This is a genomic window from Lysinibacillus sp. FSL L8-0312, assembly GCF_038003285.1.
Taxonomy (GTDB): domain Bacteria; phylum Bacillota; class Bacilli; order Bacillales_A; family Planococcaceae; genus Lysinibacillus; species Lysinibacillus fusiformis_D.
In genome coordinates, this window is sequence record NZ_JBBOOV010000001.1 from 3057303 (window position 1) to 3081340 (window position 24038).

Sequence of the window (24038 nt, forward strand, 5' to 3'; positions counted from 1 at the left end):
TTCTTATCATTAATTGTACAGAAAAAAAGACAGCTTGGCACTTAAAGCCTCGCTGTCTTTGCATAAAATTATTTAGAGATGGATACTCCCTCTTTTTTCTTTACAATAAACTCACCGTCTACATAATCAATGATTACCTGATTACCCTTCTCTACATTACCTTTCAGTAATTCTTCTGATAATCGATCCTCTACTTGTTTTTGTAATGCACGGCGTAACGGACGAGCACCATATTGAGGGTCATAGCCTTCCTCAGCAATTTTCTCAAGTGCTGCATCAGTTAGCTCCAACGAAATATCTTGCTCTTTTAAGCGTTTTGTTAGTGCATTGCCCATCATTGCAATGATTTCTTTTAAATGCTCTTTATCTAATGCGTGGAAGACAATCATTTCATCGATACGGTTTAAGAACTCTGGACGGAATGCCTTTTTCAATTCTTCTAGCATCGTACCCTTCATATCTTTATGCTTAGATTCTGCTCCACCTACATTGAAACCAAGGCTCTTTTGATATTTTAAAGCATCGGCACCAACGTTTGAAGTCATAATGACTACTGTATTACGGAAGTCTACTACACGGCCCTTAGAATCTGTTAAACGGCCATCTTCAAGAACTTGCAGTAGAATATTGAAAACATCTGGATGTGCTTTTTCAATTTCATCTAATAATACGACCGAGTATGGTTTACGGCGAACCTTTTCAGTCAATTGACCACCATCATCAAAGCCCACATAGCCTGGAGGTGAACCTACTAAACGAGAAGTCGAATGCTTCTCCATGTACTCAGACATATCGACACGAATCATCGCATCTTCATCGCCAAACATCACTTCAGCAAGTGCTCTTGCCAACTCTGTTTTACCAACACCTGTAGGTCCTAAGAAAATGAATGAGCCGATTGGTCGTTTTGGATCTTTTAAGCCTGCTCTTGCACGACGGATCGCACGAGAAATCGCTTCTACCGCTTCTCCTTGCCCTACTACACGTTTGTGTAACTCTTCTTCAAGTTGTAATAACTTCGAAGATTCCTCGGAAGCAATTTTAGCTACTGGGATTCCTGTCCACATTGATACAACTGCTGCAACATCATCCACAGTCACTTTAGATTCCGCTTTGCCTTGCTCTTCTTTCCAATTTTTTCGTGTAGCTTCAATTTCATCTTTCAGCTTTTGCTCTGTGTCTCTTAGAGAGGCTGCCTTTTCAAATTCTTGGCCTGATACGGCTGCATTTTTTTCAGAGCGCACATTTTCAAGTTTATCTTCAAGTGCCTTTAAGTTTGGTGGCACTGCAAATGAACGTAAGCGAACTTTAGAACCTGCCTCGTCGATTAAGTCAATTGCTTTATCTGGTAAGAATCGGTCTGAAATATATCTGTCACTCATTTTAGCCGCTGCTTCAATCGCTTCATCTGTAATTTTTACACGGTGATGCGCTTCATAACGGTCACGTAAGCCTTGAATAATTAGAATCGCTTCTTCCACTGTTGGTTCATCCACTTGGATTGGTTGGAAGCGACGCTCTAATGCTGCATCCTTTTCAATATATTTGCGGTACTCGTCTAATGTTGTTGCACCAATACATTGAAGCTCACCGCGTGCTAAAGATGGTTTTAAAATATTGGAGGCATCAATCGCACCTTCTGCACCACCTGCACCGATTAATGTATGCAATTCATCAATGAATAAAATGATGTTGCCGGCTTGGCGAATTTCATCCATCACCTTTTTCAAACGATCTTCAAATTCACCACGATATTTAGTACCTGCAACAACCGTCCCCATATCTAAAGTCATGACACGTTTGTCACGTAGGATTTCTGGTACTTCATTATGGATAATTTGCTGTGCTAACCCTTCAGCAATCGCTGTTTTACCAACACCTGGCTCACCAATCAATACAGGGTTATTTTTCGTACGACGCGATAACACTTCAATCACACGTGTAATTTCCTTGCTTCGACCAATAACAGGGTCCAATGTGCCTTCACGTGCAATTTGTGTTAAATCACGTGCTAGGCTATCTAAAGTTGGGGTATTGGCAGCTTGAGCTGCTTGTTGCCCAGATTGTGCATTATCGTTGTTACCTAATAGCAATAATACTTGCTGACGTGCTTTATTTAAGCCGACACCCGCATTGTTTAAGACGCGAGCTGCCACGCCTTCACCTTCACGAATAAGCGCTAATAATAAGTGCTCTGTGCCGATATACGAGTGACCTAATTTACGTGATTCATCCACAGATAGTTCAATTACTTTCTTAGCTCTTGGCGTATAGTGAACAATTGGACCGACATCTTCTTTACCTTTACCAACTAATTCTTCAATACCAGCTTCAATCATTTGAGGACTAATATCAATGGCTTCTAACGCTTTCGCAGCAATACCGCCGCCTTCACGTATAAGCCCTAATAGAATGTGCTCTGTTCCAATAGATTCGTGCTTCCAACGAATAGCCTCTTCCTGAGCAAGCTGTAATACTTTTTGCGCGCGTTGTGTAAAACGATTAAACATCATATAAATCCTCTCCTTTTTCCCCATTTATAGGCTTATTCGCATATTCTTGAGATAATGCCTCACGGAGCATTTCCGCTCGGACACGATCCCGTTCAGCAGGGGGCAGTGCCTCACCTGCATAGTGCTGTAAAAAACCTGGTTGCATACTAACAACACATTCATTTAAGGTTGTTGCTTGAATCCCATCAATTAACTGTAGATCTACTCCTAAACGAACATTAGATAGACAGGTAGCGGCTTCCTCACTTGTTAGAATTCTCGCATGTGTAAGGGTACCTAAAGCCCGATATACTCTATCTTCTAGAGCAAGCTCTGCCTTTTCCATCAACTTCCCTCTTGCGTGTCGCTCTTTTTGGATAATCTTTTCAGCGACACTTTGTATGTCTGCTAAAATGTCTTCTTCTGTCTTCCCAAGTGTAATTTGATTCGACACTTGATAAACATTTCCTAAATTTTCGCTGCCTTCTCCATATATACCTCTTACAGTCATTCCTAAGCGAGTCATGGCATTAATAATTTGATTCATTTGCCCGGTTAATGTCAGTGCGGGTAGATGCATCATGACCGATGCGCGAAGACCCGTGCCAATATTCGTCGGACAACTTGTTAAATAGCCAAAAGTATCTCGAAAGGCATACGGTAATACTTTCTCTAGGATACGATCAATTTTATTTGCTTGTTCATAGGCACTTTGAAGTTGAAAGCTTGCTGTCATACATTGAATGCGTAAATGATCCTCTTCATTCACCATAATGCTAACGGATTCATCTTCAGAAAGAAGTATAGAACCTACTTGCTCTTTTTTAGCCAGCTGTGGACTAATCAAATGCTTTTCTACAAGAATTTGACGCTGTAGAGGCGTTAAATCCTTAATAGCAAAATAAGCATAATCATTTTGAAGCGTTGGGCTATCACTAAGTGCATGTGTAACTGCCTGTTCCACCTGCAGTGCCTCATTCTCTGAGAAAGCTAATGGAAATCGATAGCCATCTAAATTTCGAGCAAGGCGAATACGTGTACTAATGACAATATCTGAATAATCATCCTTGATATGCATCCACGTTGGGGTCGCACGCTCTAAAAATGAATCAATCATCATGACACATCACCACCTTCAAATTGTAGATGCTTCTCTAGCTCTTTAACTTCATCACGGAGCTTCGCCGCCTCCTCAAATTGTTCTTCTGCTACAGCGGCCTTCATACGCTTGCGGATATCCTCTATTTGCTTTTTAATGACATACACATTACTGCGAGCACCAGGCATTTTACCAATGTGTTGAGGGCCTGCCTGTATGCGATTAAAGAGCTTAGGCAAATGCTCACTAAAGGTGTCATAACAGCTCGGGCATCCAAATTTACCTTCTTTTAAAAATTGTTTATACGAAAATCCACATTGTGGGCATGTTTGCTGTTGTGGTTGAACTTGTTGTTTTTCCCCCACCTTTTGCCATGTAGGCGAGCCGAACCAGTTCGACAATAGCTGTTGAATAGACACTGGCTCTTGTTTAAACTCTGCATGAAATGGATGGAACTGTGAGGCGCAGACGTCACAATAATGGTGCTCCACCTTTTGCCCATTTTGAACTTGTGTTACTGTAACTGTCGCATTACGTTGTTTACAATGTTCGCATATCATTTCCATCACCTCACTATTTTTGCTGTTCATATTTGATTGTTGTCAGCATTGCTCGCAAGATCTTTGCTCGAATAGTATCTCTTAAAGGGAGATGTAAATCGATTGTGGAGCGATCAATTGCTGCTAACATTAATTTCGCTTCTCGTTTTGAAATTACCTGCTCATCGATGAGCCGATATACTAAATCTTCTGCCATCGTTTGAGATGCTCCACCTTCTATTTGTCTGAGAACATCGTCGATTAAATCAATCTGTGAATGCGCGCGGACACGTAAAATTCGTATGTACCCACCACCACCACGTTTGCTCTCAACAAGGTAACCTCGCTCGGCAGTAAATCTTGTATTAATTACATAATTTATTTGTGATGGCACACATTGAAATTTATCAGCAATCTCACTCCGTTTAATTTCAATATGCCCTTCTCCACCTAATTCAAGTACTTGCTTTAAGTAACCTTCTATGATGTCTGATATATTACGCATTTTAGGAATACACCTCGCTTGCTTCACTGACTTTGACTATCTTTGACTTTCTTTTAGTATATTATACAAAACGCTTCAAAAAAATTGCAATGATTTCGCCCATAGAAAAGTGAAAAGTCTTAAAATGCCTATTTTAGTACGAAAAACAGCACTTTTTCAGTTAAAACTGCGCGGGTTATAATTTGCTCATATACCTAATGTACCCTTATTAGTCATAGAAAAAACGCAAGCATATGCAACTAGCATATACTTGCGTCTATGAAAATTATACCCAACGACCAACAATTGGATAACGCCAAGGCTCATCAGACAATGCTTTTACGATACCGATAATTGGTACAACAAATAACATGATGCCGAAAATGATTAAAAACGGTAACCCAATAAGAACAAAACTTAAAACAACTGAGATAGCGATTAAAATACCCATAACAATTTGGAAGAGCAATGCTTGAATAGAAATCGCCTTCACTTCCTCATCCGAACTAATTAAGAAGAAAATAATAGGTACTAACCATGGCGCAAAAAATGCACTTGCGTGTATGATTACTTTAGACCATTTAGTCTCCATATATATCAACCCTTTCTTTGTACTTTGTCTATGTTTTATGTACTACTATTTACGGAACTATACCCGTAATAGTTTCACATTAAATAAGATTTATTAAATTTTTTTTGGAAGGCTGTGATGAGAGATGGAATTTAACAACACATTAGCAAACGAATATGAAAAGGGTATTCGTCGTACATTGCCAAGCTATGATGCCATGCTACGTTTAATACAAACCTTTTATCATTCCACACTGCCAGATAAAGCTGATATGTTAATTGTGGGTGCAGGAAGCGGCAATGAAATTTTACAGCTTGCAGATGGAAGGCCCGACTGGTCATTCACAGGTATTGATCCATCAGAGTCCATGCTCAGCATAGCAAAGGAACGTCTACACACTCTACCCAATACGCTGTCTTTCCACCAAGGAACAATACTAGATACTCAATTACCCTCCATAAAATACGATGCAGCAAGTTGTGTTCTCGTTCTGCATTTTATTCTGGGTTATGAAGAAAAACTATCTACATTAGAAGAAATCGCAAGACATTTAAAGCCTGGAGCACCGTTTGTCCTTGTCTCAAAATATGGTCAGCCCGGCTCTTTAGAAACTGAACTACAATTTGATTTATGGCGTTCCTATTGGCTACAACATACAAAGCTTCCTGCATCTGATGTAGCAGAGATGGAAAAATCCATTCGCTCCCTTTCGTTTATGCGTGAAGAGGATATTTTAACACTGCTACAAAAGGCGGGCTTTACAAAACCTTCTAGATTTTTTGCCACTACTTTATTTGCTGGTTGGGTATGCTTTAAAGAGGGGCACTAAATAAATATTTTGTAGTAAATAATTTGAGGTGAAAACCGTGATAAGCACCATTGGTATTACAAAACAACAACAATTACTAAAAGATTTTCCATTGGAAGTTATACATCAGCAAGAATTTGAATGGTATTGGGTTGATTTTAATTGCCCTACAGCCGAAGAAGAATCATTATTAGATACATTTTTCCATTTCCATCCGCTTGCTATTGAAGATTGCTTAATGCGATTACAGCGCCCAAAGCTCGATTTCTATGATGATTTTCATTTCTTTGTTATTCATCGAGTAAATGAAGAGAACCTTGCTGCAGAAGAGGTTAATATTTTTGCCTCCAATAAATTTATTGTGACGTTCCATAAAAACCCTGTTCCTGAAATAGATAAGGTACAAAAGATACTAGCAAGCCAACCAAAGAATTGGGAACGGGGGACAGTTTATTTAACATATCAAACAATTGATAAAATCGTGGATAGCTATTTCCCTCTTGTTTACAAAATTGAAGATCATCTTAATGCACTTGAAGGCGAACTTACATACCAAAGCAACGTAAATGCCATGAAGATTGTCTTCGAATTCCGTAGCGATTTGCTTGACCTTAGACGCACTATTTTACCGATGCGAGATCTTTTATATCGAATTCTTAATTCTTACCGTTTTTCTTTAAACAAATCAGAAAGAGCTTATTTCGGAGATATATACGACCATCTCATTAAACTAACTGAAATGGTTGAATCCAATCGAGAATTGACAGCGGATATGCGCGATAGCTATATGGCTATGAGCTCAAGTCGCATGAACGGCATTATGATGACTTTAACCATTGTATCAACTATCTTTATTCCACTTACTTTTATTGCTGGTGTATATGGCATGAACTTTGATAACATGCCTGAGCTTAATGGCCATTACAGCTATTTTATTGTACTAGGCTCCATGATTATTATTGCGATCTTTATGCTAGCTATCTTTAAACATAAAGGCTGGTTTAAATTATTTAAACCATAAAAAAAGCTGCTCGTTTTGTCATGAAACGAGCAGTCTCCTTTTTCAAGAAGTTAATAGGGTCCCCTATCATCAATTTTATTATCACCTTGCTGCGGAAATAAAAAGTATGCTAATACGCCTGATCCCAAAGTTGCACAGATTGTAATTAATAATCGCTCAACAGAGGGTACCTCAGCATAATAGTTTCGTAACATATAAACAGAGCCAATTGCGACAATAACCATGACTGGGATGACAAATTTAAAACGCTTTTTCTCCATATAATACCTCCTCTAATCCCTTTTTACGTACAGTCTCTATCTTGCTAAACAGTTCGTATTTTACAGGTTTCCTATTTTAAATTCAAATTTACTTCGTTTCACTAATTGAACTGACAATAAAGTAAAAAATAAAGAAATAACCAAATTTTTAACCAAATATTCAGCAAATAATAGTAAAATAGATTTAATACCAATTATTTATCAAATTTACAAACCTAACAAATTTCAAAAGGCTTTTTTACTTACAATTTATTATGGATATTAGGAATGGAGCAAATAATAATGAGTTGGTTTTCCAAAAACAGTAGTGCTAACTATTCAATTACATTAACACCTGAAAATTTTAAGAATGATGTACGACTAGATGTATCGAACTACCCAAATCTTCAAAAACAATTGCAACTTTTAAATTTAACAGTAGACGATTTAGCAATCATTAAACAACTACAACCGCTTGCAAAGGATCTCATCCCTGCAATGGTGGAGCAATTTTATGCTGCCATTAGTTTAAGCCAAGATCTAATTGATATTATTAATAGAACATCACATATTGACCGTTTGAAAATTACATTACATAAACATTTAAGTGATATTTTTGAGAGTCATATAAATGATGCCTACATTGCCGAAAGAAAGGCAATTGCCGAGACTCACGTGCGAATTGGTTTACAATCCAAATGGTATATTGCCTCATTCCAATCACTCACTTCTACATTTACAAATTTTGTGAGCGAGGTGGACATCTCAAAACAAGATGCCATTCGTGCCATAAATGCTTTTTGTAAAATCATTAATTTCGAGCAACAGCTTGTGATTGAGGCCTATGAAAATGAAGAAGAACGCATTCGCTCAGTGGCTGATGCAACAAAAAACTCTCTTGTTACAACCATTCAGAGTACAGCAGAGGAGCTCAACTCTATTAGTGAAGAAACAGCAGCATCACTATTGGTTATTTCCTCGCAGACAGATGATATTGCTGTGGCGACAAAGCAAGGATTAAGCTTCGTAGCAGATACCCAAGAAAAATCAAGACGTGGTCAACTGCAGCTTAAAGAACAAAATGATTTAATCCAAGTCATTTTACAAAGTGTCAACAGTCTGGAGGTAACGATGAATCAGCTACGTACCTCTTCTCAGAAAATTTCTGAGATTGTTGGACTTGTTACAGGTATTGCTGATCAAACCAATTTATTAGCCTTAAATGCTTCCATCGAGGCTGCTCGAGCTGGAGAACATGGGAAAGGTTTCGCGGTGGTGGCTGAGGAAGTACGCAAGCTTGCTGAGGAAACAAAAAATGCCGTACAAAATGTTTCACACCTCATTAAAGAAACAGAAAGCAATATTACAACGATGGCCAATTCCGTTCTTAATGTGGATCAAAAAATTCAGCACAGTGTCAATACACAAGAGAATTTATCCAAGTCATTTAATGATATTGCCGATGCTGTTTCTGGCATTCAACAGCAATATGTCAACACATCAAGAGATATTTCAGCCATCTCTAATCTAATTACTGAATTATCACAGGGAGCTACGCTCGTTTCTTCTTCTTCTGACTCTCTTATTAATGTAGTTAATGAACTAAATATGTAAAATGAAAGGGAAATTCACTTTTAAAAGCGAATTTCCCTTTCTCCTTAATGTGGTAATGCACGTTTTTGCTTACGGTGCTCTCGTCTTGCTGGCCCTGTTTCAAACAAACGTTTTTCTTCATCTGTTTCAGGATAAATCGCAGGAACTGGTACTGGTTTCCCTTCCTCATTTACTGCAACCATCGTAACAAAGGATTCTGTCGTTAATTTTTCCTCGCCAGTCTCAATATTACGAGAAACAACACGAACGTAAACTTCCATAGAAGAACGTCCTGTAGACGAAACAATACTCTCGATTTCAAGAATATCCCCTACATGTGCAGCCGATAAAAAATCAACCGAATCAATAGATGCTGTAACTACGAGTCCCTTCGCATGTTTCATTGCTGTAATAGCAGCGATTTCATCAATATAAGCTAACACTCTTCCACCGAAAATAGAATTGTGATTATTTGTGTCTGGGGGTAATACGAGACGCGATTGAACCGTACGTGATTGGCTCATTGGTACAGCGTTGTTTGGCATAATACTTGCAACTTCCCTTCATGTAATGTTCTTTCGTCATCGTATCGCAGAAGAAGAGCTGATGCAAATTTAGAATGATTTTTTCATCGAAATAAATTTCATATCGCTCATTTCCTCAATGGCCCACTTAATTCCTTCTCGTCCATAACCACTCATCTTCACACCACCATATGGCATGTTATCTACCCTGAATGTCGGAATATCATTAATAATGACAGCACCAGCCTGTAATTCGTCTGCTGCATATAAGGCATCTGACAATATATTCGTGTAAATACCCGCATTTAGACCAAGGTCCGACTCGTTCACAAGTCGAATCGCGTCGTCTAATGTTTCATATGAAACAATTGAGACGATTGGTGCGAATGTTTCCTGACAGACAATTTTCATGTCAGCTGTTACATTCGTCATAACTGTTGGTGTTAGAGTACGTTCTGTAAATTCGCCACCTGTTGCAATAACTGCCCCTTGTTCTTGCGCTTCCTCAACCCACGCTCGGATACGTTCTACCTCATTTGGATTAATCATGGCACTGACATCTGTCTTTGTATCTAACGGGTCTCCTACTATAAGTTTTTTCGTTTCTTCAACGAATGCTTCAGTAAATTCATCAATGATGGACGAATGCACATAAATACGTTGTAACGAAATACATACTTGTCCAGCAAAGTTGAAAGCACCGCTTACGCAACGACTAACAATTTTATGAATTGGCGTCGATGGTTCGACAATTACGGCTGCATTAGAACCTAGTTCTAACGTTATTTTACGCAAACCGACCTTTTCTTTAATGCTCAAACCAACTTTACTACTGCCTGTAAAGGTTACTTTTTTGACGTATGGATGCGTAACAAGTGTATCACTAAGCTCGCCACCACTTCCTGTTACGATCTGCAACGCGCCATCAGGTAATCCTGCTTCACGAAAAATTTCAGCCATCACAATAGCACTTAACGGCGTTTGTGTTGCTGGCTTTAATACAACCGTATTACCTACTGCAAATGCTGGGCCTAATTTATGTGCCACTAAATTGAATGGAAAATTAAACGGCGTAATGGCTGAGATTACACCTAATGGTTCTCGTTTTGTCCAGCCTATACGATCTCCAGCTCCAGGTGCTGCATCCATCGGAACAGTCTCACCCTTAGACTGTTTAGCTCCCTCTGCCGCAAATTGATAGGTTGCGATTGTACGATCCATTTCGGCTAATCCTGCTACTATAGGCTTCCCTGCCTCTAATGCTAAAATTTCAGCAAATTCTTCTTTACGTTGTCGCATAATCTCAACAACTTTATATAATATTTCGGCACGTTCGTAGGCTGTAGTCTTTTTAAACGATTGGAATGCCTGCTGTGCACCTTCGATAGCTCTCTCTACATCTTGTATCGATGCTTTTGCTACCTGAGCAATAACCTCACCACTATACGGAGATGTTAGCTCATAGCTTTCCTTGGCATCTTGCCACTGACCATTCATCCATAGTTTTGTTTCCTTCATCCTTCAAATGCACCTCCAAATAATCAAGTTCTCCTTTATTCTATCATGAAGAACTTGAACTTGATGCAATAGCAGCTGCACTAACCGCAGCTATCATCGCTGCTTGCTGTGCTTGGATTAATAATTCAATGGAAGACATAATGGTCATGGACAAAGATTTTTGCACCTTCGCCATATCATAAATAGCGATTTGTACAGCCATAAAGAGAACAAATTCACGGTGCCATTTTAATAATTTCAAGTCCTTTAATTCATGATATAAATCAATAATATCTTGAAGCTGTGCTTTAGTAAGACTTAGTATGGCTAAAAAGCCGAGTAAAGGATAATGCATAGCCTTGACCTTTACATTTTGGTTTTTGAGTGTATCACGGAGTGCCACAACATTTGGTGCTAGATTAACATCAAATTGTGGGGATAAAAATGTTAATACCTGTGATAGCCACTGTAGTTCATTACCAGCATTAAAATTATATGTTCGTAATTCTTTATAATATTGATTCATTGTTTCCGCCCGTAGCTCAACATCATCAGATGGACTACTCAATAACACTGCATAAGGAATGTCCTCATAAGATGTTAAAAATGGATGATGTTTACGAATAGCATCGAATAAAGTTCTAGCTGCCTGTGCATGTGCTTTTTTATTTTGTTCATCCTCAGTCAAAAACTGTGCTCCGATATAGCTGAAATTGCCGCTTCTAAATTTTGCTTCCTTCAAGATACTCACGTTTGTAAGTAAATTCTCGACTGCCTTTTCAGTATCTTCTTGCTCCAATAAATTGGCGGCAATACTATACCCAACTGTTGTTCGTAAAGGGGACATCCACGAGGATTGCTTCTTCATCTCTTGCAGAACATTTTTATATCTTATTGCATCAAAAGTTTTTCCTGACGCTACAAATTTACTAGCAATCGCTAAAACAATTTTACGATCGACTGTCCAACCAGCAGCCTTTGATACATCCTCAACTGTATTTGTAAGTTCATTTTCAATCAGCGCGTAATCCATATTTAGCACACTCCTTTACCCATTTTACGTTACAATCTGTGAGAAAGATTCAATCCTCTTTGTAACAATTAACATAAAAAGTAAACTTAATTTAATGTATGTTACTTCATTTATCTGATTTAATAGGAAATATTAACAACTATAAAAGGAGGTCTTGAGGATGATAGCAAAAACCACAAGAAAACTATTATTTACCGTCACCTTAAAGGATCGATTAAATTTATTCCTATTTTTAAGAAATTCATCAACCAATATCGCTTTACATACTCTATTCCACAAAAATTAATATAAAAAACAGCGGCAAATTTTTCTGCCGCTGTACTATCCTTCATTTAAATTAACCCTAGTTCTCGTAACTCCTCAGATGTGAAGGCTCTTGACCTTGTTAGGAAACGTTTTCCCTCTACGCCCTCTAATGAGAACATGCCTCCTCTGCCCGCAACAACATCCAATATGATTTGTGTATGCTTCCAGTAATCATATTGATTTTTGTGCATGTAGAAAGGCGCACCACCAATCTCTCCAAGGCACACATCCTGATCTCCTAATAGCAAATCACCTTCTGGATAGCACATTGGCGAGGAGCCATCACAGCATCCGCCGGACTGATGAAACATCACAGGTCCATGTTTATCTTTTAATAGATTGATTAGTGCCAGCGCTTCTTCTGTAGCTAGTACACGTTCAACCACGCTCATGCACCTCCCTACGAATTAGAAGAAACCAAGTTTGTTTTCGCTGTAGCTAACTAATAGGTTTTTCGTTTGTTGGTAATGTGCTAACATCATTTTGTGATTTTCACGACCAACACCTGACATTTTATAGCCGCCAAATGCAGCATGTGCCGGATAAGCATGGTAACAGTTTGTCCAAACACGACCTGCTTGAATTTCACGACCGAAGCGATAAGCTGTATTAATATCTCTCGTCCAAACGCCAGAACCTAAGCCATATAATGTATCATTAGCAATTTCTAGTGCTTCCTCTTTTGTTTTAAACGTTGTTACAGCAACAACTGGTCCGAAAATTTCCTCTTGGAAAATACGCATTTTATTATTTCCCTTGAAGACTGTCGGTTTAATGTAGTAGCCATTTTCGAAGCCCTCGCCTACATTATTTTTCTCGCCACCAATTAGGCATTGTGCACCCTCTTGCTTACCAATATCTAAATAAGAAAGAATTTTTTCCATTTGCTCACTTGAAGCCTGCGCACCCATCATTGTGTTTGGATCAAGCGGATTGCCCACTTTAATGGCTTCTACACGCTGTAGTACACGCTCCATAAATTTATCGTATATAGATTCCTGGATCAGTGCACGTGAAGGACATGTACATACTTCTCCTTGATTGAGAGCAAATAGTACGAAGCCCTCTACGGCTTTATCTAAAAAGGCATCATCTTTATCCATAATATCTTCAAAGAAGATATTTGGTGATTTACCGCCCAATTCTAATGTAACGGGAATAAGATTTTGAGATGCATATTGCATAATTAAACGACCTGTCGTCGTCTCACCTGTGAAGGCAATTTTACCAATGCGAGGATTGGATGCAAGCGGTTTCCCTGCTTCTAAGCCAAATCCATTCACAACATTAATGACTCCTGGTGGTAATAAATCTTCTATTAATTCCACAAGCACCATAATAGATGCTGGTGTTTGCTCTGCAGGTTTTAATACGACACAGTTCCCAGCTGCAAGTGCTGGTGCGAGCTTCCATACTGCCATTAATAGTGGGAAGTTCCAAGGGATGATTTGACCCACTACACCAATCGGCTCATGGAAGTGATAAGCAACTGTATCGTTATCAATTTGGCTAACGGAACCTTCTTGAGCACGTAAGACTCCAGCAAAATAACGGAAATGATCAATTGCAAGAGGGATATCTGCATTTAATGTTTCGCGCACCGCTTTACCGTTATCCCATGTTTCAGCAACGGCTAGCTTTTCTAGATTTTCCTCAATACGGTCCGCAATTTTAAGTAAAATGTTTGCACGTTCTGTTGGTGATGTTTTGCCCCATGCATCTTTAGCAGCATGTGCTGCATCGAGTGCATGTTCAATATCCTCAGCTGTGGAACGTGCTACTTGTGTAAAAACTTGTCCAGTAACAGGAGTGACGTTATCAAAGTATTGACCTTTCACTGGGGGTGTCCATTCGCCACCAATATAATTATCATATTTCTGTTTGAATTGAACTACCGATCCTTCAGTGTTTGGAAATGCATAAACCATTTTACTTCTCCCCTTTACACAATTTAATGAGAACTATCTAGAAAAAACGTTATTTTATATCGGAATAACACTATTTTCATAGAAACCCTCTCAACTACTATATTGTCAGAAACGTAAAATAATTTCAACTTTTTCAAAAACTTTTCCATTTAATTTATTTTTGCTAGAAAAGCTTCTAGAATTCACGGCATGTACACGTTAAGGTATACTTAAAAATAATATAAAATATAGGAGAACAATATGCGTATTAATAAATATTTAAGTGAAACAGGCATCATATCCCGTCGTGGTGCTGATAAATGGGTTGCTGAAGGAAAAGTAACCATTAATGGTCAGTTGGCGACTGTCGGTAGTCAGGTTGAAACGGGTGATATAGTTTGCGTTGATGGAAAAGAGGTAAAGAAAGAACAACAGCTTGTCTATATTGCTCTGAATAAACCTGTCGGCATTACAAGTACAACAGAGCGTCATATAAAAGGCAATGTCGTTGATTTCGTCAATCATCCCTTACGTATTTTTCATATCGGACGTCTCGATAAGGAATCAGAGGGATTATTGTTATTAACTAATGATGGCGATATCGTCAATAAAATTCTGCGTGCAGAAAACCATCATGAAAAAGAATACATCGTTCAAGTTGATCAGCCTATAACAGCGCAATTTATTAAAAAAATGGGAGCCGGTGTTGATATTCTAGATACAACAACCTTACCTTGTCGTGTAGAAAAGATTTCGGACAAAGTTTTTAAAATCATTTTAGAGCAAGGCTTAAATCGTCAAATCCGCCGAATGTGCTCAGCGCTAGGTTATTCCGTTAAGCGCCTACAGCGTATTCGTATTATGAATATTAAGCTTGGTAATTTAAAAGTGGGCCAATGGCGTGATTTAACAGATAAGGAACGAACAGAACTATTCAAACTACTCAACTACACACCTAAATAAGCACTTAAAGGAGGGCGAGGACTATGATATCTATTCAAAGCACAGAGCAACTAACAGGGGTACGGGTTAGCGGGGATTATTGGGATTTAGATGAACTAATCAATGCGATCTATAAAGTAACTGGTGATGAAAATAAATACTATGATTATCAAGGTCCTCGACTACGTATTTTAAGCGTATGCTATAAACTAAGACATGCTATGCTCGGGGAACATCACCTTGATTTTGTGAGTAACGGACTTAATAAAAATGTCCTGACACAACATGAACTGATCTTTCCTAATAAAAATGTTTATTTTGCCACAGAAATTCTTTGGCCAGAAATAATATTTAGTGCGATTGCTTTAAATGATTTTATTGATTTGCATCAGCAGTTAAACAATGCGTCCATGTGGAATTATGAAATTGCCATTTTACGCAAGTTTCAAGCGGCTATTGCCGATTGTTTGGAACAGGAGATTGATGAGGAGGATTATGTTATGTTTGTCCGAATGCTACATGCTAAAAATCCATTCACTTTCCGTTTTGCTACGCAATATGTTGATGTTCTGAATCTAGAATATATTCAATTAAGTAAAGAGGAGCGAAAAGCACATTTAGCGGCATTTGCGGTGCGATTAATGGTAGAGGATCATGAATATTTGGCATTAAAATCAACTCTAATGGAAGCAGCTATTACGACTAAGCAAGCATTACATGATATCCAAATACAACTGAATTATCCTGAAGAAATACTATGGTGAACAAATCATGCCGTCTCAAAAACTTTGAGACGGCTACTTTTCTATTTAATGGTTTTGTAAGTCATTTTACAAATAACTCCCTCGTGCTGAGGATAGTCTGCTAAAAGCTCTTCCCGTGTAAACAATTCAAAATCTGCAAAGTCAAATCCTGGTGCAACCATACACCCGACTAGACTAAACGACTCGGAATCCTCCACCGATGAGCCGAAAATGGTATTTTTCGGAACTGCAATTTGTGGTACCTCACCAGCTTCTACATTCAAACCAAGCTTTTTCGCCTCATAGGTACCATCGGGGAAAATCATATGAACTGTTAGTGGACTTCCCGCATGGTAATACCATAGCTCATCTGATTGCAATCGATGTAAATGTGAGATATCTTGTGAGCGTAATAAGAAATAAATACTCGTATAAATAGGTCTCTGAACATCTCTCACTGCTAGCTCGTCTGTGGCACGAAATGATGAAATGTAATAGCCTCCTTCTGGATGTTCGGCTAAATTTAATTGTTTAATAAAATATTGTGCTGAAAACTTCAACATGTATCACTCCTTTTTTCCACCTTACCAAAAAATAAAGTAAAAAGGCTACCTTTGATTTTTCAAGGGATCAGCTTTATCAAGAGGTAATCTTGATATATCGAAGATCAACTGAAAGGGCATCTCTTTGTTGAGATGCCCTTCAAATTCTATAATCCGCCTAAATAAGCTGCTTTTACTTGCTCGCTCTCTTGAAGCTCTTTTGCTGAACCAGCTAAAACAATACGTCCTGTTTCAAGTACATACGCACGATTAGCAACAGATAAAGCCATATTAGCATTTTGCTCAACAAGCAATACAGTTGTACCTTCTTTATTGACCTTTTCAATAATATTAAAGATGTTTTTAACCATTAGCGGTGCAAGACCCATCGAAGGTTCATCCATTAATAACAGTTTTGGTTTTGCCATTAAGGCACGGCCCATCGCAAGCATCTGCTGTTCCCCACCAGATAATGTGCCTGACTGCTGCTTGCGACGCTCTAATAAGCGCGGAAATAGCTCGAAAACATGATCCATATCTTTTTTAATACCAGCTTTATCATTACGTAGGTAGGCACCAAGCTCTAAGTTTTCTTCTACTGACATATTGGCAAAAACACGACGACCCTCGGGAACGTGGGAGATCCCCGATTTAACAATAGTTTGTGCTGCCTTCCCAGCAATAGAGAAGCCCTCGTATTCAATAATGCCACCTTTTGGCTTCAGTAAACCTGATAATGTCTTTAACAATGTACTTTTTCCAGCACCATTTGCACCGATTAACGTTACAATTTCACCCTCGTTTACTTCTAAAGAGAGGCCCTTTAATGCTTGGATGTTGCCATAATAAACATCGATATTTTGTACTTTTAGCATTAGCCGATAACCTCCTCACCAAGGTACGCTTCAATTACCTTAGGATTGTTGCGAATTTCTTCTGGTGTCCCGTCAGCAATTAATTGTCCATGATCGAGTACATAAATGCGTTCACAAATACCCATAACTAAGCTCATATCATGCTCAATTAACAAAATGGTTAAGCCAAATTCTTTACGAATAAATGCAATTAACTCCATTAAATCATGTGTTTCCTGTGGGTTCATCCCTGCTGCTGGCTCATCCAATAATAGTAGCTTGGGATTCGCTGCTAAAGCACGAGCAATTTCTAAACGACGCTGCATTCCATATGGTAAATTTTTCGCTAGTTCATCCTTATAGACATCTAAGCCAAAGATTTTTAAGAATTCAATTGATTGATGCTCCATTGCTGCCTCACCCTTGAAATGAGTTGGCAAACGGAAAATAGAAGACCACATGGAATGCTTAGCAAGAGAATGATTGGCTACCTTAACATTGTCTAGAACAGATAGCTCTTTAAATAAGCGAATATTTTGGAACGTACGGCTAATACCCTTTTGCGTCACCTGATATGGTGCCAGTCCATTTAATCTCATACCATCAAAAGTAATTATACCTTCCGTTGGGGTATAAACCCCTGTCAGCATATTAAAGCTGGTTGTTTTCCCAGCACCATTAGGTCCAATTAGCCCTACTAATTCACCTTGATTAAGGTACATATTCACACCCTGTACCGCCTTTAAACCACCGAATTGAATCCCCATGTTTTCAACTTTTATAAGAAGGTTTCCAGTCATTATTTTGTACCTCCTTTTTTACCAAACTTAAATAACTGCGTAATTTCCTTTGTTCCCATTAAGCCGGTTGGACGATACAGCATGACAATAATTAATACTAAACTATAAATAATCATACGAGTTTCAGGGAAGTTTGCTAGATAAGTTGATACAAAAGTTAAGAAAATCGCTGCAATCACTGAACCAGAAAGACTCCCTAAGCCACCGAGTACAACATAAATTAAAATATCAAATGATTTTAAGAAACCAAATGTTGTCGGTTGGATAATATAAAAGTTATGTGCGAAAATAGCTCCAGCTAGACCTGCAAAGAAAGACCCAATCGCGAATGCAACAACTTTATAATAGGTCGTATTAATACCCATAGCATCCGCTGCAATTTCATCCTCACGAATGGAAATACACGCACGACCATGACGAGAATTTGTAAAGTTCGAGATAACGAGAATCGTTAACACAACACCAAAGAATGCATATGTCCAGTTAGATAAATATTTAACCTGCATCCCCGCTGCGCCACCAACATAATCCGTATTTAAAAAGATAATACGAATAATTTCAGCAAAGCCTAGTGTCGCAATTGCTAAATAATCTCCTTTTAAACGAAGAGTGGGAATCCCTACTATTAGACCAGCAACCGCTGCTGCGACTGCCCCTAAAAAGATAGCCAATGGGAATGGCAGCATTAATTTTGTGGTAATGATAGCGGACACATATGCACCAACTGCTAGGAACCCAGCATGCCCAATTGAGAATTGTCCAGTAACCCCAATAACAATATGCAAGCTGACAGCCAGCATGATGTTAATACACATTGTGATTAACATATTTTTGTAGTACAAATCAATTACTTCTGTTGTAATCAATAATTGCACAACTGCATAGATGACTAGCGCTATTACGGCATAGCCCCAAAAAATTTTAGACTTTTTCATAAAACCGCTCACCTACACTTTCTCACGGGCATTTTTACCAAAGATACCCGATGGTCTGAAGATTAAAATTAAAATTAAAATTACGAATGCCGCTGCATCACGCCATAATGAGAAGCCAAGCGCACTTACTAAGGACTCTACAACGCCTAGTAACATACCACCAACCATAGCGCCCGGAATGATACCAATACCACCAAGAACAGCTGCGATAAATGCTTTAACGCCAGGAATAACACCCATTAAAGGATCAATCTTTGTATAATAAACACCGAAGATAACACCCGCTGCACCAGCTAAAGCTGAACCAATAGCAAATGTTGCAGAGATTGTATTATCAACGTTTATACCCATTAAGCGAGCCGCATCTGCATCGTGAGAAACGGCACGCATCGCTTTACCGATTTTTGTTTTATGTACGATGAATTGTAAAAGAATCATCAGTACAACTGCGACTGATAAAATTAAAATGGATGTACTGCTAATTTGTACACCAAAAATATCAAATGATTTATTTTTGAAAACTTCAGGATAAGCTGCTGGTTGAGCACCTCTGAAGAAAATAGTAGTGTATTCAATTAACAATGACACACCAATCGCTGTAATTAATGCTGCGATACGTGTTGCATTTCGTAAACGTTTATAGGCAATACGTTCAATTAAAACACCAAAGATCGCACAAACGGTCATTGCCAATAATAGAGCCGGGAAGAAACCAAGCTCCCATTTAGCAATTGCGTAAAAGCCAATAAATGACCCGATCATGAAAACATCACCATGAGCAAAGTTAATCAGCTTGATAATACCGTATACCATCGTATACCCTAACGCTATTAACGCGTAGATACTTCCAAGTGAAATACCGTTCACAAGTTGCTGTATCCATTCCATGCGCATTCACTCCTTTGAATTTTCTGAAAAAATGAGAAATCTGTACATGCATCTATACTAGAAAGTTATGAATTACGTTAGCATTCTAGTTATCTAAAACATAAAAAGGAAGGCGTGTTTACCCGCCTCCCCCTTGCTTACAAAACATTAAGGATTAACTTTAGAGTTGAACACTTGTTTACCGTCTTTGAATTCAAGAACTGTTGCTGTTTTAATTGGGTTATGGTTTTCGTCAACTGAGAAAGTACCTGTTACTAAAGAAAGATCTTTTGTTGCAGCTAATTCATTTTTAATTGCTTCACCATCCGTAGAGCCTGCACGTTTAATCGCATCTGCAATGTAGTAAATTGAGTCATAACCAAGTGCATTAAATGCGTCAGGTGCTTTGTCACCATTTGCCGCTTTAAATGCCTTTACGAAATCTTGAATTTTTTGGTCTGGGTCTTCAGCAGAATAGTGGTTTGTGATGTATGTGTTATTCAATGCATCCGCACCAGCTAAATCTATTAAAGTTGGAGAATCCCAACCATCAGCACCCATTAAAGGTACATCAATACCCATTTCACGTGCTTGTTTAACGATTAAACCAACTTCTTCATAGTATCCTGGGATAAAGATGAAATCTGGATTTGATGCTTTAATATTTGTTAACTGTGTACGGAAGTCTGTATCCTTCGCTACATAAGCTTCTTCTTTCACAACTTTTCCGCCACTCTTAGTAATTGTTTCTTTAAAGGATTTTGCCAAACCTTTTGCATAGTCTGATGCATTATCTGCGAAAATAGCTACATTTTTCGCATCTAGCTCGCCTGAGGCAAAGTTAGCCGCTACAATTCCTTGGAATGGATCGATAAAGCATGTACGGAATGCATATTCATTCACACTGCCATCTTCGTTTACTGTAATATTTGGCGCTGTACCAGAACCAGTTACAATTGGAATTTTATTATCATTGGCTATTTGAACCGTTGCTACTGTATTTCCTGAAGTTGCAGGCGCTAGCATTGCTACTACTTTATCTTGCGTTGCTAGTTTAATAGCAGCTGAGGTTGCCTCAGAGTTCTCTGATTTATTATCTACTTTAATCAATTCAATTTTCTTGCCGTCAATACCGCCAGCATCATTAATTTCTTTTACAGCCAGTTCTGCACCTAGCCCAATAGAGGAACCATAAGATGCTACATTCCCCGAAAGCTCTAAGTTGGCACCAATTTTAATTGTATCGCCATCAGATGAACCTCCGCCTGATGATGAGCCTCCGCCAGAACTTGAATCGTCTCCGTTACCACAACCTGCAAGAACACCAGCAAGTAATGAAGATGCTACTAAAAGTGAACCGAACTTCTTAAGCTTTTTGCTCTCTCTCATAATTAAATTCCCCCTGAAAATTTCTAAAATATTAGATATTTCTGATAATTATAAACAATTAAATTCATTTACTCAATAGCAAAAATAATTATTTATAACTATCCTAAAACGAATGAAAAATATTATTCATATAAGCCTTTTACATTGTAAAACATTCTTTATATTTAGTCTAGAGTGATTTTTCAGTATAATTAGTTATTTGTGAATTATCTTTTAATTTTACATAAAGACTAGTACAAAACTATTAGATGAAATTACTTTTTTACAATAAAGTCTAAGTAAGAGCGTTCATTTTCTCATATCATTATTTCCCTGAAAATAATTACTGCGATGTTACTTTATTTAAATTAGAAAAGCTTAGAGTTGGTTTCCCAAGCTCTAAGCTCTTTTTAAGACAAACACACAAAGACGTTCATTAATATTGGTTTCATTTTCTAAATGAACCTCATGAAGTAATTCAAATGATGTTCCATGATGTAAAAATTGTAAATAATCATAAGGCGGATAATATAAAATTAAATGAATATCTCGCATTCGCTGTTCATAGGATTTCCAAATATTATGAATGACTGTACGAAAAATATGAATCGAAAAAGGGTTGAAGAAGAAGAACACATTATCACGTGACTTTATTTCATAAGCCTCAGCTATTGTATGAATAAACGAAATGGGTGCATGTGCTTTCATTTTTTGGAGATAACTACGTTTATTTTCTTCAGCCTCTGCATAAAATCCTGCATCCATTTCTATCCCAATAGTCGGAATACGGAACTTATGATGCACATAAATGGGTACTCTTCCTTTTCCACATCCCATATCAATGAATACTGGATTGTCCGGCATCTCGTACGCTTCAAACAATTGTTCCAACCCGCTATATGGTGTTGGCTCATATCGGTGATAGTGTGCGAGTTTTGGGAAACCATATTGTTCTCCCACTGTGTTAATATGCAAATATTTATCAAACTGCTGTTCATTCATATGAAAAGACTCCTCAGAAAAGAATGCTTTATTTTAACACGATAAAATGCAAAAACCATACCCAAACATGTTGGATATGGTTATTTTTCAACGACCTCTGCGTTTAAATTTAACAACAAAGAGAAGTGCTAAGAGAAGCAATACAAGGCAGGCTGCGGCTGTAAACACTGTATTTTTATCAATTACAGTTGCTTGATTAGACGCTCCATCATTTTCACCTGGCATACTGATTGGGCCTCCGCTTCCATCAGGACGTTGCATTGATTCGCCATTTTGTCCTTCTCGTGGGCCATTGCCTTCTCTATTAAACGGTGGGCTCTGTGATGGATCAAAATCCTCTGGTAGTTGACTCGGGTCAAAATTCTCTGGCATTGAATTCATCTCACCATTTTCATTTGGAGTTGGTGCGCCCATATTTCCTTGTGATGTCGTAGACTCTTCTACAACCAGCTCTCCAGATAGCTGCTTTAAAATAGATTGGGAGCGCTGTTTAGCGAATTCAGGTAAGCTATTTTCACCTTCAACTGCCTCTAAGAATTGCTCTGTAGTAGAGAATTTTGTGGGATCTGCCTCCACATAGGTCGTTATTAATAGTGCTAAGTTTTTAGTAATAGCTTGTACATAATCCTCTGTTAAATAGGTTGTCGCTAGCTCTTCTAGATAACCTTCATATTTAGCACGGTACTCTTCATTAGTAAGCAGGGCATTCAGCAGTGGCCGCTCCTCTAACGTTGTGCCAGAAACAGGGGTTTTCACACTAAAATTAATAGCGCTCTCGGCTAACAGGTTGCTTGACATCCCCATTTCCATTCCCCTATTGAAGCCTCCATCTGGCTGTTGTAACCTCCCCCAACCTGCCTGATCAAGTTGTCCATTGTTTTGTGCTCCTGGTTCTTCTAAAGTTGTCGGAGCATCAGCTGAGTTTTGACTGTTTTCTCCACCCATTCTACCGCCTCCACCGCCAACACCAAAGCCGCCGAAGGACATATTGTAATCCCACGGAATAATTGAAAACACACCATTCTGTTCATACAAATAATAGTTATGTTTCATATTCCCCTGGTAACTATCTAAATTGACAAGTGCTGTATTGACAGCGAAATAACGTAACATTTCATCGACATCAAGGTATTTTTCGATGTCTCCACCGTTATTAATAGCATTTAGCATCTCCACAAGCTTGGATTGATCCATATGACCTTCATTTGTTTTTAATCCCATGCCTGTATAGTCTGCAATATCATCACTAATATATTTCAAATCACTGCCAGTTCCGTCTGGCTTAAATAAAAAGCCATCATTGGAACCATAGTTATTGGCTAGGAATGTCTCATCTACTGCTTCCACTCCTAAAAACAAGCCCCGTTCCTCACCATTTACTGTGACATACATATAGGAGTGTGCTGGTGTTGGTAAGCCCATTTGCTCCATCATTTCATAGGAGATATATTCCCGCATCAATGTAGCATCACTATAATTATTATTTAAATTTAATTTTTTCAAACCATATAAGCTTTGAGTATCATCATAGTAATCAAAATCGATTTTTAAACTATAACGATCCGAGTCACTATTGACAACTGATCGTAATGATAAATTCCCTTTTGTGCGAATAGCAACATTCTCAATTTTCTTGCCGTTTACTGTAATATCCGCCTGTTTTAATTCCTCATCCGCTGCATTTTCAAGCATGTCAGTCCAATCTTCCTCAGCAATCTCGATATCGACAGTGGTTACTTTATTGCTATTAAATACCATATCCTCATAGGAGAACTCGGAATTTTTCGTTTCAATTCCTGCATTTGGAAGCACAGCATATATCACGACAAAGAGAAGGAGTAAAATTGCCATGCACAGGTAGACAATTCGTGT

At 38.3% G+C, this 24038-nt stretch carries 24 protein-coding genes; 5 read left to right on the plus strand and 19 right to left on the minus strand.

The features are described 5' to 3' along the window. Positions 1-68: 68 nt before the first annotated feature. From MHI22_RS15505 to MHI22_RS15525, 5 genes are all read right to left on the minus strand, one after another. The gene (locus tag MHI22_RS15505) at positions 69-2513 is read right to left on the minus strand and encodes an ATP-dependent Clp protease ATP-binding subunit (protein ID WP_036123786.1); all 2445 of its coding nucleotides are present in this window, start codon (positions 2511-2513) and stop codon (positions 69-71) included. Next, entirely contained in the window at positions 2503-3612 is a 1110-nt protein-coding gene (locus MHI22_RS15510) for a protein arginine kinase (RefSeq protein ID WP_036123789.1), read from the minus strand. The genes MHI22_RS15505 and MHI22_RS15510 overlap by 11 nt, the downstream gene beginning before the upstream one ends. Continuing rightward, entirely contained in the window at positions 3609-4151 is a 543-nt protein-coding gene (locus MHI22_RS15515; RefSeq protein ID WP_036123855.1) for a UvrB/UvrC motif-containing protein, read from the minus strand. The genes MHI22_RS15510 and MHI22_RS15515 overlap by 4 nt, the downstream gene beginning before the upstream one ends. Before the next feature lie 13 nt (positions 4152-4164). Beyond that, entirely contained in the window at positions 4165-4635 is a 471-nt protein-coding gene (locus MHI22_RS15520) for a CtsR family transcriptional regulator (RefSeq protein ID WP_058845128.1), read from the minus strand. A 265-nt stretch (positions 4636-4900) separates the two neighbouring features. Beyond that, the gene (locus MHI22_RS15525) at positions 4901-5206 is read right to left on the minus strand and encodes a DUF4870 domain-containing protein (RefSeq protein ID WP_036123796.1); all 306 of its coding nucleotides are present in this window, start codon (positions 5204-5206) and stop codon (positions 4901-4903) included. A gap of 124 nt (positions 5207-5330) precedes the next feature. Here MHI22_RS15525 and MHI22_RS15530 point away from each other — a divergent pair, with 124 nt between their 5' ends. Both MHI22_RS15530 and corA read left to right on the plus strand, forming a co-directional pair. Beyond that, on the plus strand, positions 5331-6014 hold the full coding sequence (locus MHI22_RS15530) for a class I SAM-dependent methyltransferase (protein WP_340812364.1): 684 nt from the start codon (positions 5331-5333) through the stop codon (positions 6012-6014). A 37-nt stretch (positions 6015-6051) separates the two neighbouring features. Then, the gene (gene corA / locus MHI22_RS15535; RefSeq protein ID WP_340812718.1) at positions 6052-7014 is read left to right on the plus strand and encodes a magnesium/cobalt transporter CorA; all 963 of its coding nucleotides are present in this window, start codon (positions 6052-6054) and stop codon (positions 7012-7014) included. Between the two features lie 50 nt (positions 7015-7064). On the opposite strand, the gene MHI22_RS15540 is transcribed toward corA, so the two are convergent. Beyond that, positions 7065-7274 carry a hypothetical protein gene (locus MHI22_RS15540; protein WP_036123806.1) on the minus strand — a complete coding sequence of 70 codons (210 nt, stop codon included), beginning with the start codon at positions 7272-7274 and terminating at the stop codon, positions 7065-7067. A 282-nt stretch (positions 7275-7556) separates the two neighbouring features. On the opposite strand from MHI22_RS15540, the gene MHI22_RS15545 reads away from it, so the two are divergent. Continuing rightward, complete coding sequence (locus MHI22_RS15545; RefSeq protein ID WP_036123811.1) at positions 7557-8867, plus strand: globin-coupled sensor protein; 1311 nt, start codon at positions 7557-7559, stop codon at positions 8865-8867. A gap of 44 nt (positions 8868-8911) precedes the next feature. Here the strand turns inward: MHI22_RS15545 and MHI22_RS15550 are convergent, their stop codons facing one another. The 5 genes from MHI22_RS15550 to adh form a co-directional block, all read right to left on the minus strand. After that, positions 8912-9391 carry an acyl-CoA thioesterase gene (locus MHI22_RS15550; RefSeq protein WP_016992152.1) on the minus strand — a complete coding sequence of 160 codons (480 nt, stop codon included), beginning with the start codon at positions 9389-9391 and terminating at the stop codon, positions 8912-8914. 69 nt (positions 9392-9460) lie between these two features. Beyond that, a complete protein-coding gene (locus MHI22_RS15555; RefSeq protein ID WP_271911899.1) occupies positions 9461-10888 on the minus strand; it encodes an aldehyde dehydrogenase family protein in 1428 nt (475 codons plus the stop codon). A 43-nt stretch (positions 10889-10931) separates the two neighbouring features. Continuing rightward, positions 10932-11900: a DUF4003 family protein gene (locus MHI22_RS15560; protein ID WP_340812365.1), complete on the minus strand. Its 969-nt coding sequence runs from the start codon at positions 11898-11900 to the stop codon at positions 10932-10934. Positions 11901-12232: 332 nt separating this feature from the next. Beyond that, positions 12233-12592: a DUF779 domain-containing protein gene (locus MHI22_RS15565; RefSeq protein WP_036123819.1), complete on the minus strand. Its 360-nt coding sequence runs from the start codon at positions 12590-12592 to the stop codon at positions 12233-12235. 21 nt (positions 12593-12613) lie between these two features. Continuing rightward, positions 12614-14134, minus strand: coding sequence for an aldehyde dehydrogenase (adh, locus tag MHI22_RS15570; protein WP_036123825.1), 1521 nt, complete (start codon positions 14132-14134; stop codon positions 12614-12616). Positions 14135-14374: 240 nt separating this feature from the next. On the opposite strand from adh, the gene rluF reads away from it, so the two are divergent. After that, entirely contained in the window at positions 14375-15076 is a 702-nt protein-coding gene (gene rluF / locus MHI22_RS15575; RefSeq protein WP_036123828.1) for a 23S rRNA pseudouridine(2604) synthase RluF, read from the plus strand. A gap of 23 nt (positions 15077-15099) precedes the next feature. Further along, positions 15100-15819: a DUF6904 family protein gene (locus MHI22_RS15580; RefSeq protein WP_036123832.1), complete on the plus strand. Its 720-nt coding sequence runs from the start codon at positions 15100-15102 to the stop codon at positions 15817-15819. A gap of 41 nt (positions 15820-15860) precedes the next feature. On the opposite strand, the gene MHI22_RS15585 is transcribed toward MHI22_RS15580, so the two are convergent. The 8 genes from MHI22_RS15585 to MHI22_RS15620 form a co-directional block, all read right to left on the minus strand. After that, positions 15861-16358 (minus strand): cupin domain-containing protein, encoded by a 498-nt coding sequence (locus MHI22_RS15585; protein WP_340812719.1) that lies wholly within the window; start codon positions 16356-16358, stop codon positions 15861-15863. A gap of 149 nt (positions 16359-16507) precedes the next feature. Then, positions 16508-17215: an ABC transporter ATP-binding protein gene (locus tag MHI22_RS15590; protein WP_340812366.1), complete on the minus strand. Its 708-nt coding sequence runs from the start codon at positions 17213-17215 to the stop codon at positions 16508-16510. Further along, positions 17215-17994 (minus strand): ABC transporter ATP-binding protein, encoded by a 780-nt coding sequence (locus tag MHI22_RS15595; RefSeq protein WP_036123840.1) that lies wholly within the window; start codon positions 17992-17994, stop codon positions 17215-17217. The genes MHI22_RS15590 and MHI22_RS15595 overlap by 1 nt, the downstream gene beginning before the upstream one ends. Beyond that, positions 17994-18929 carry a branched-chain amino acid ABC transporter permease gene (locus tag MHI22_RS15600; protein ID WP_340812367.1) on the minus strand — a complete coding sequence of 312 codons (936 nt, stop codon included), beginning with the start codon at positions 18927-18929 and terminating at the stop codon, positions 17994-17996. Before MHI22_RS15600 ends, MHI22_RS15595 begins: the two co-directional genes overlap by 1 nt. A gap of 12 nt (positions 18930-18941) precedes the next feature. Further along, entirely contained in the window at positions 18942-19817 is an 876-nt protein-coding gene (locus MHI22_RS15605; protein WP_036123845.1) for a branched-chain amino acid ABC transporter permease, read from the minus strand. Positions 19818-19964: 147 nt separating this feature from the next. Continuing rightward, entirely contained in the window at positions 19965-21185 is a 1221-nt protein-coding gene (locus MHI22_RS15610; RefSeq protein WP_036123848.1) for an ABC transporter substrate-binding protein, read from the minus strand. 378 nt (positions 21186-21563) lie between these two features. Further along, a complete protein-coding gene (locus MHI22_RS15615) occupies positions 21564-22166 on the minus strand; it encodes an SAM-dependent methyltransferase (RefSeq protein WP_036123850.1) in 603 nt (200 codons plus the stop codon). An 87-nt stretch (positions 22167-22253) separates the two neighbouring features. Continuing rightward, complete coding sequence (locus MHI22_RS15620) at positions 22254-24017, minus strand: CotH kinase family protein (protein ID WP_340812368.1); 1764 nt, start codon at positions 24015-24017, stop codon at positions 22254-22256. Positions 24018-24038 lie beyond the last annotated feature (21 nt).

Excerpts from the sequence above, each read along its gene's own strand:
- MHI22_RS15610 (WP_036123848.1), bottom strand. The coding sequence starts at position 21,185 with ATGAGAGAGAGCAAAAAGCTTAAGAAGTTCGGTTCACTTTTAGTAGCA.
- MHI22_RS15520 (WP_058845128.1), bottom strand. The coding sequence starts at position 4,635 with ATGCGTAATATATCAGACATCATAGAAGGTTACTTAAAGCAAGTACTT.
- MHI22_RS15580 (WP_036123832.1), top strand. The coding sequence starts at position 15,100 with ATGATATCTATTCAAAGCACAGAGCAACTAACAGGGGTACGGGTTAGC.
- MHI22_RS15590 (WP_340812366.1), bottom strand. The coding sequence starts at position 17,215 with ATGCTAAAAGTACAAAATATCGATGTTTATTATGGCAACATCCAAGCA.
- MHI22_RS15620 (WP_340812368.1), bottom strand. The coding sequence starts at position 24,017 with ATGGCAATTTTACTCCTTCTCTTTGTCGTGATATATGCTGTGCTTCCA.
- MHI22_RS15505 (WP_036123786.1), bottom strand. The coding sequence starts at position 2,513 with ATGATGTTTAATCGTTTTACACAACGCGCGCAAAAAGTATTACAGCTT.
- MHI22_RS15515 (WP_036123855.1), bottom strand. The coding sequence starts at position 4,151 with ATGATATGCGAACATTGTAAACAACGTAATGCGACAGTTACAGTAACA.
- rluF (WP_036123828.1), top strand. The coding sequence starts at position 14,375 with ATGCGTATTAATAAATATTTAAGTGAAACAGGCATCATATCCCGTCGT.
- MHI22_RS15605 (WP_036123845.1), bottom strand. The coding sequence starts at position 19,817 with ATGGAATGGATACAGCAACTTGTGAACGGTATTTCACTTGGAAGTATC.
- MHI22_RS15595 (WP_036123840.1), bottom strand. The coding sequence starts at position 17,994 with ATGACTGGAAACCTTCTTATAAAAGTTGAAAACATGGGGATTCAATTC.
- MHI22_RS15600 (WP_340812367.1), bottom strand. The coding sequence starts at position 18,929 with ATGAAAAAGTCTAAAATTTTTTGGGGCTATGCCGTAATAGCGCTAGTC.
- MHI22_RS15615 (WP_036123850.1), bottom strand. The coding sequence starts at position 22,166 with ATGAATGAACAGCAGTTTGATAAATATTTGCATATTAACACAGTGGGA.
- MHI22_RS15540 (WP_036123806.1), bottom strand. The coding sequence starts at position 7,274 with ATGGAGAAAAAGCGTTTTAAATTTGTCATCCCAGTCATGGTTATTGTC.
- MHI22_RS15555 (WP_271911899.1), bottom strand. The coding sequence starts at position 10,888 with ATGAAGGAAACAAAACTATGGATGAATGGTCAGTGGCAAGATGCCAAG.
- MHI22_RS15510 (WP_036123789.1), bottom strand. The coding sequence starts at position 3,612 with ATGATGATTGATTCATTTTTAGAGCGTGCGACCCCAACGTGGATGCAT.
- MHI22_RS15530 (WP_340812364.1), top strand. The coding sequence starts at position 5,331 with ATGGAATTTAACAACACATTAGCAAACGAATATGAAAAGGGTATTCGT.
- adh (WP_036123825.1), bottom strand. The coding sequence starts at position 14,134 with ATGGTTTATGCATTTCCAAACACTGAAGGATCGGTAGTTCAATTCAAA.
- MHI22_RS15525 (WP_036123796.1), bottom strand. The coding sequence starts at position 5,206 with ATGGAGACTAAATGGTCTAAAGTAATCATACACGCAAGTGCATTTTTT.
- MHI22_RS15550 (WP_016992152.1), bottom strand. The coding sequence starts at position 9,391 with ATGCCAAACAACGCTGTACCAATGAGCCAATCACGTACGGTTCAATCG.
- MHI22_RS15560 (WP_340812365.1), bottom strand. The coding sequence starts at position 11,900 with ATGGATTACGCGCTGATTGAAAATGAACTTACAAATACAGTTGAGGAT.
- MHI22_RS15545 (WP_036123811.1), top strand. The coding sequence starts at position 7,557 with ATGAGTTGGTTTTCCAAAAACAGTAGTGCTAACTATTCAATTACATTA.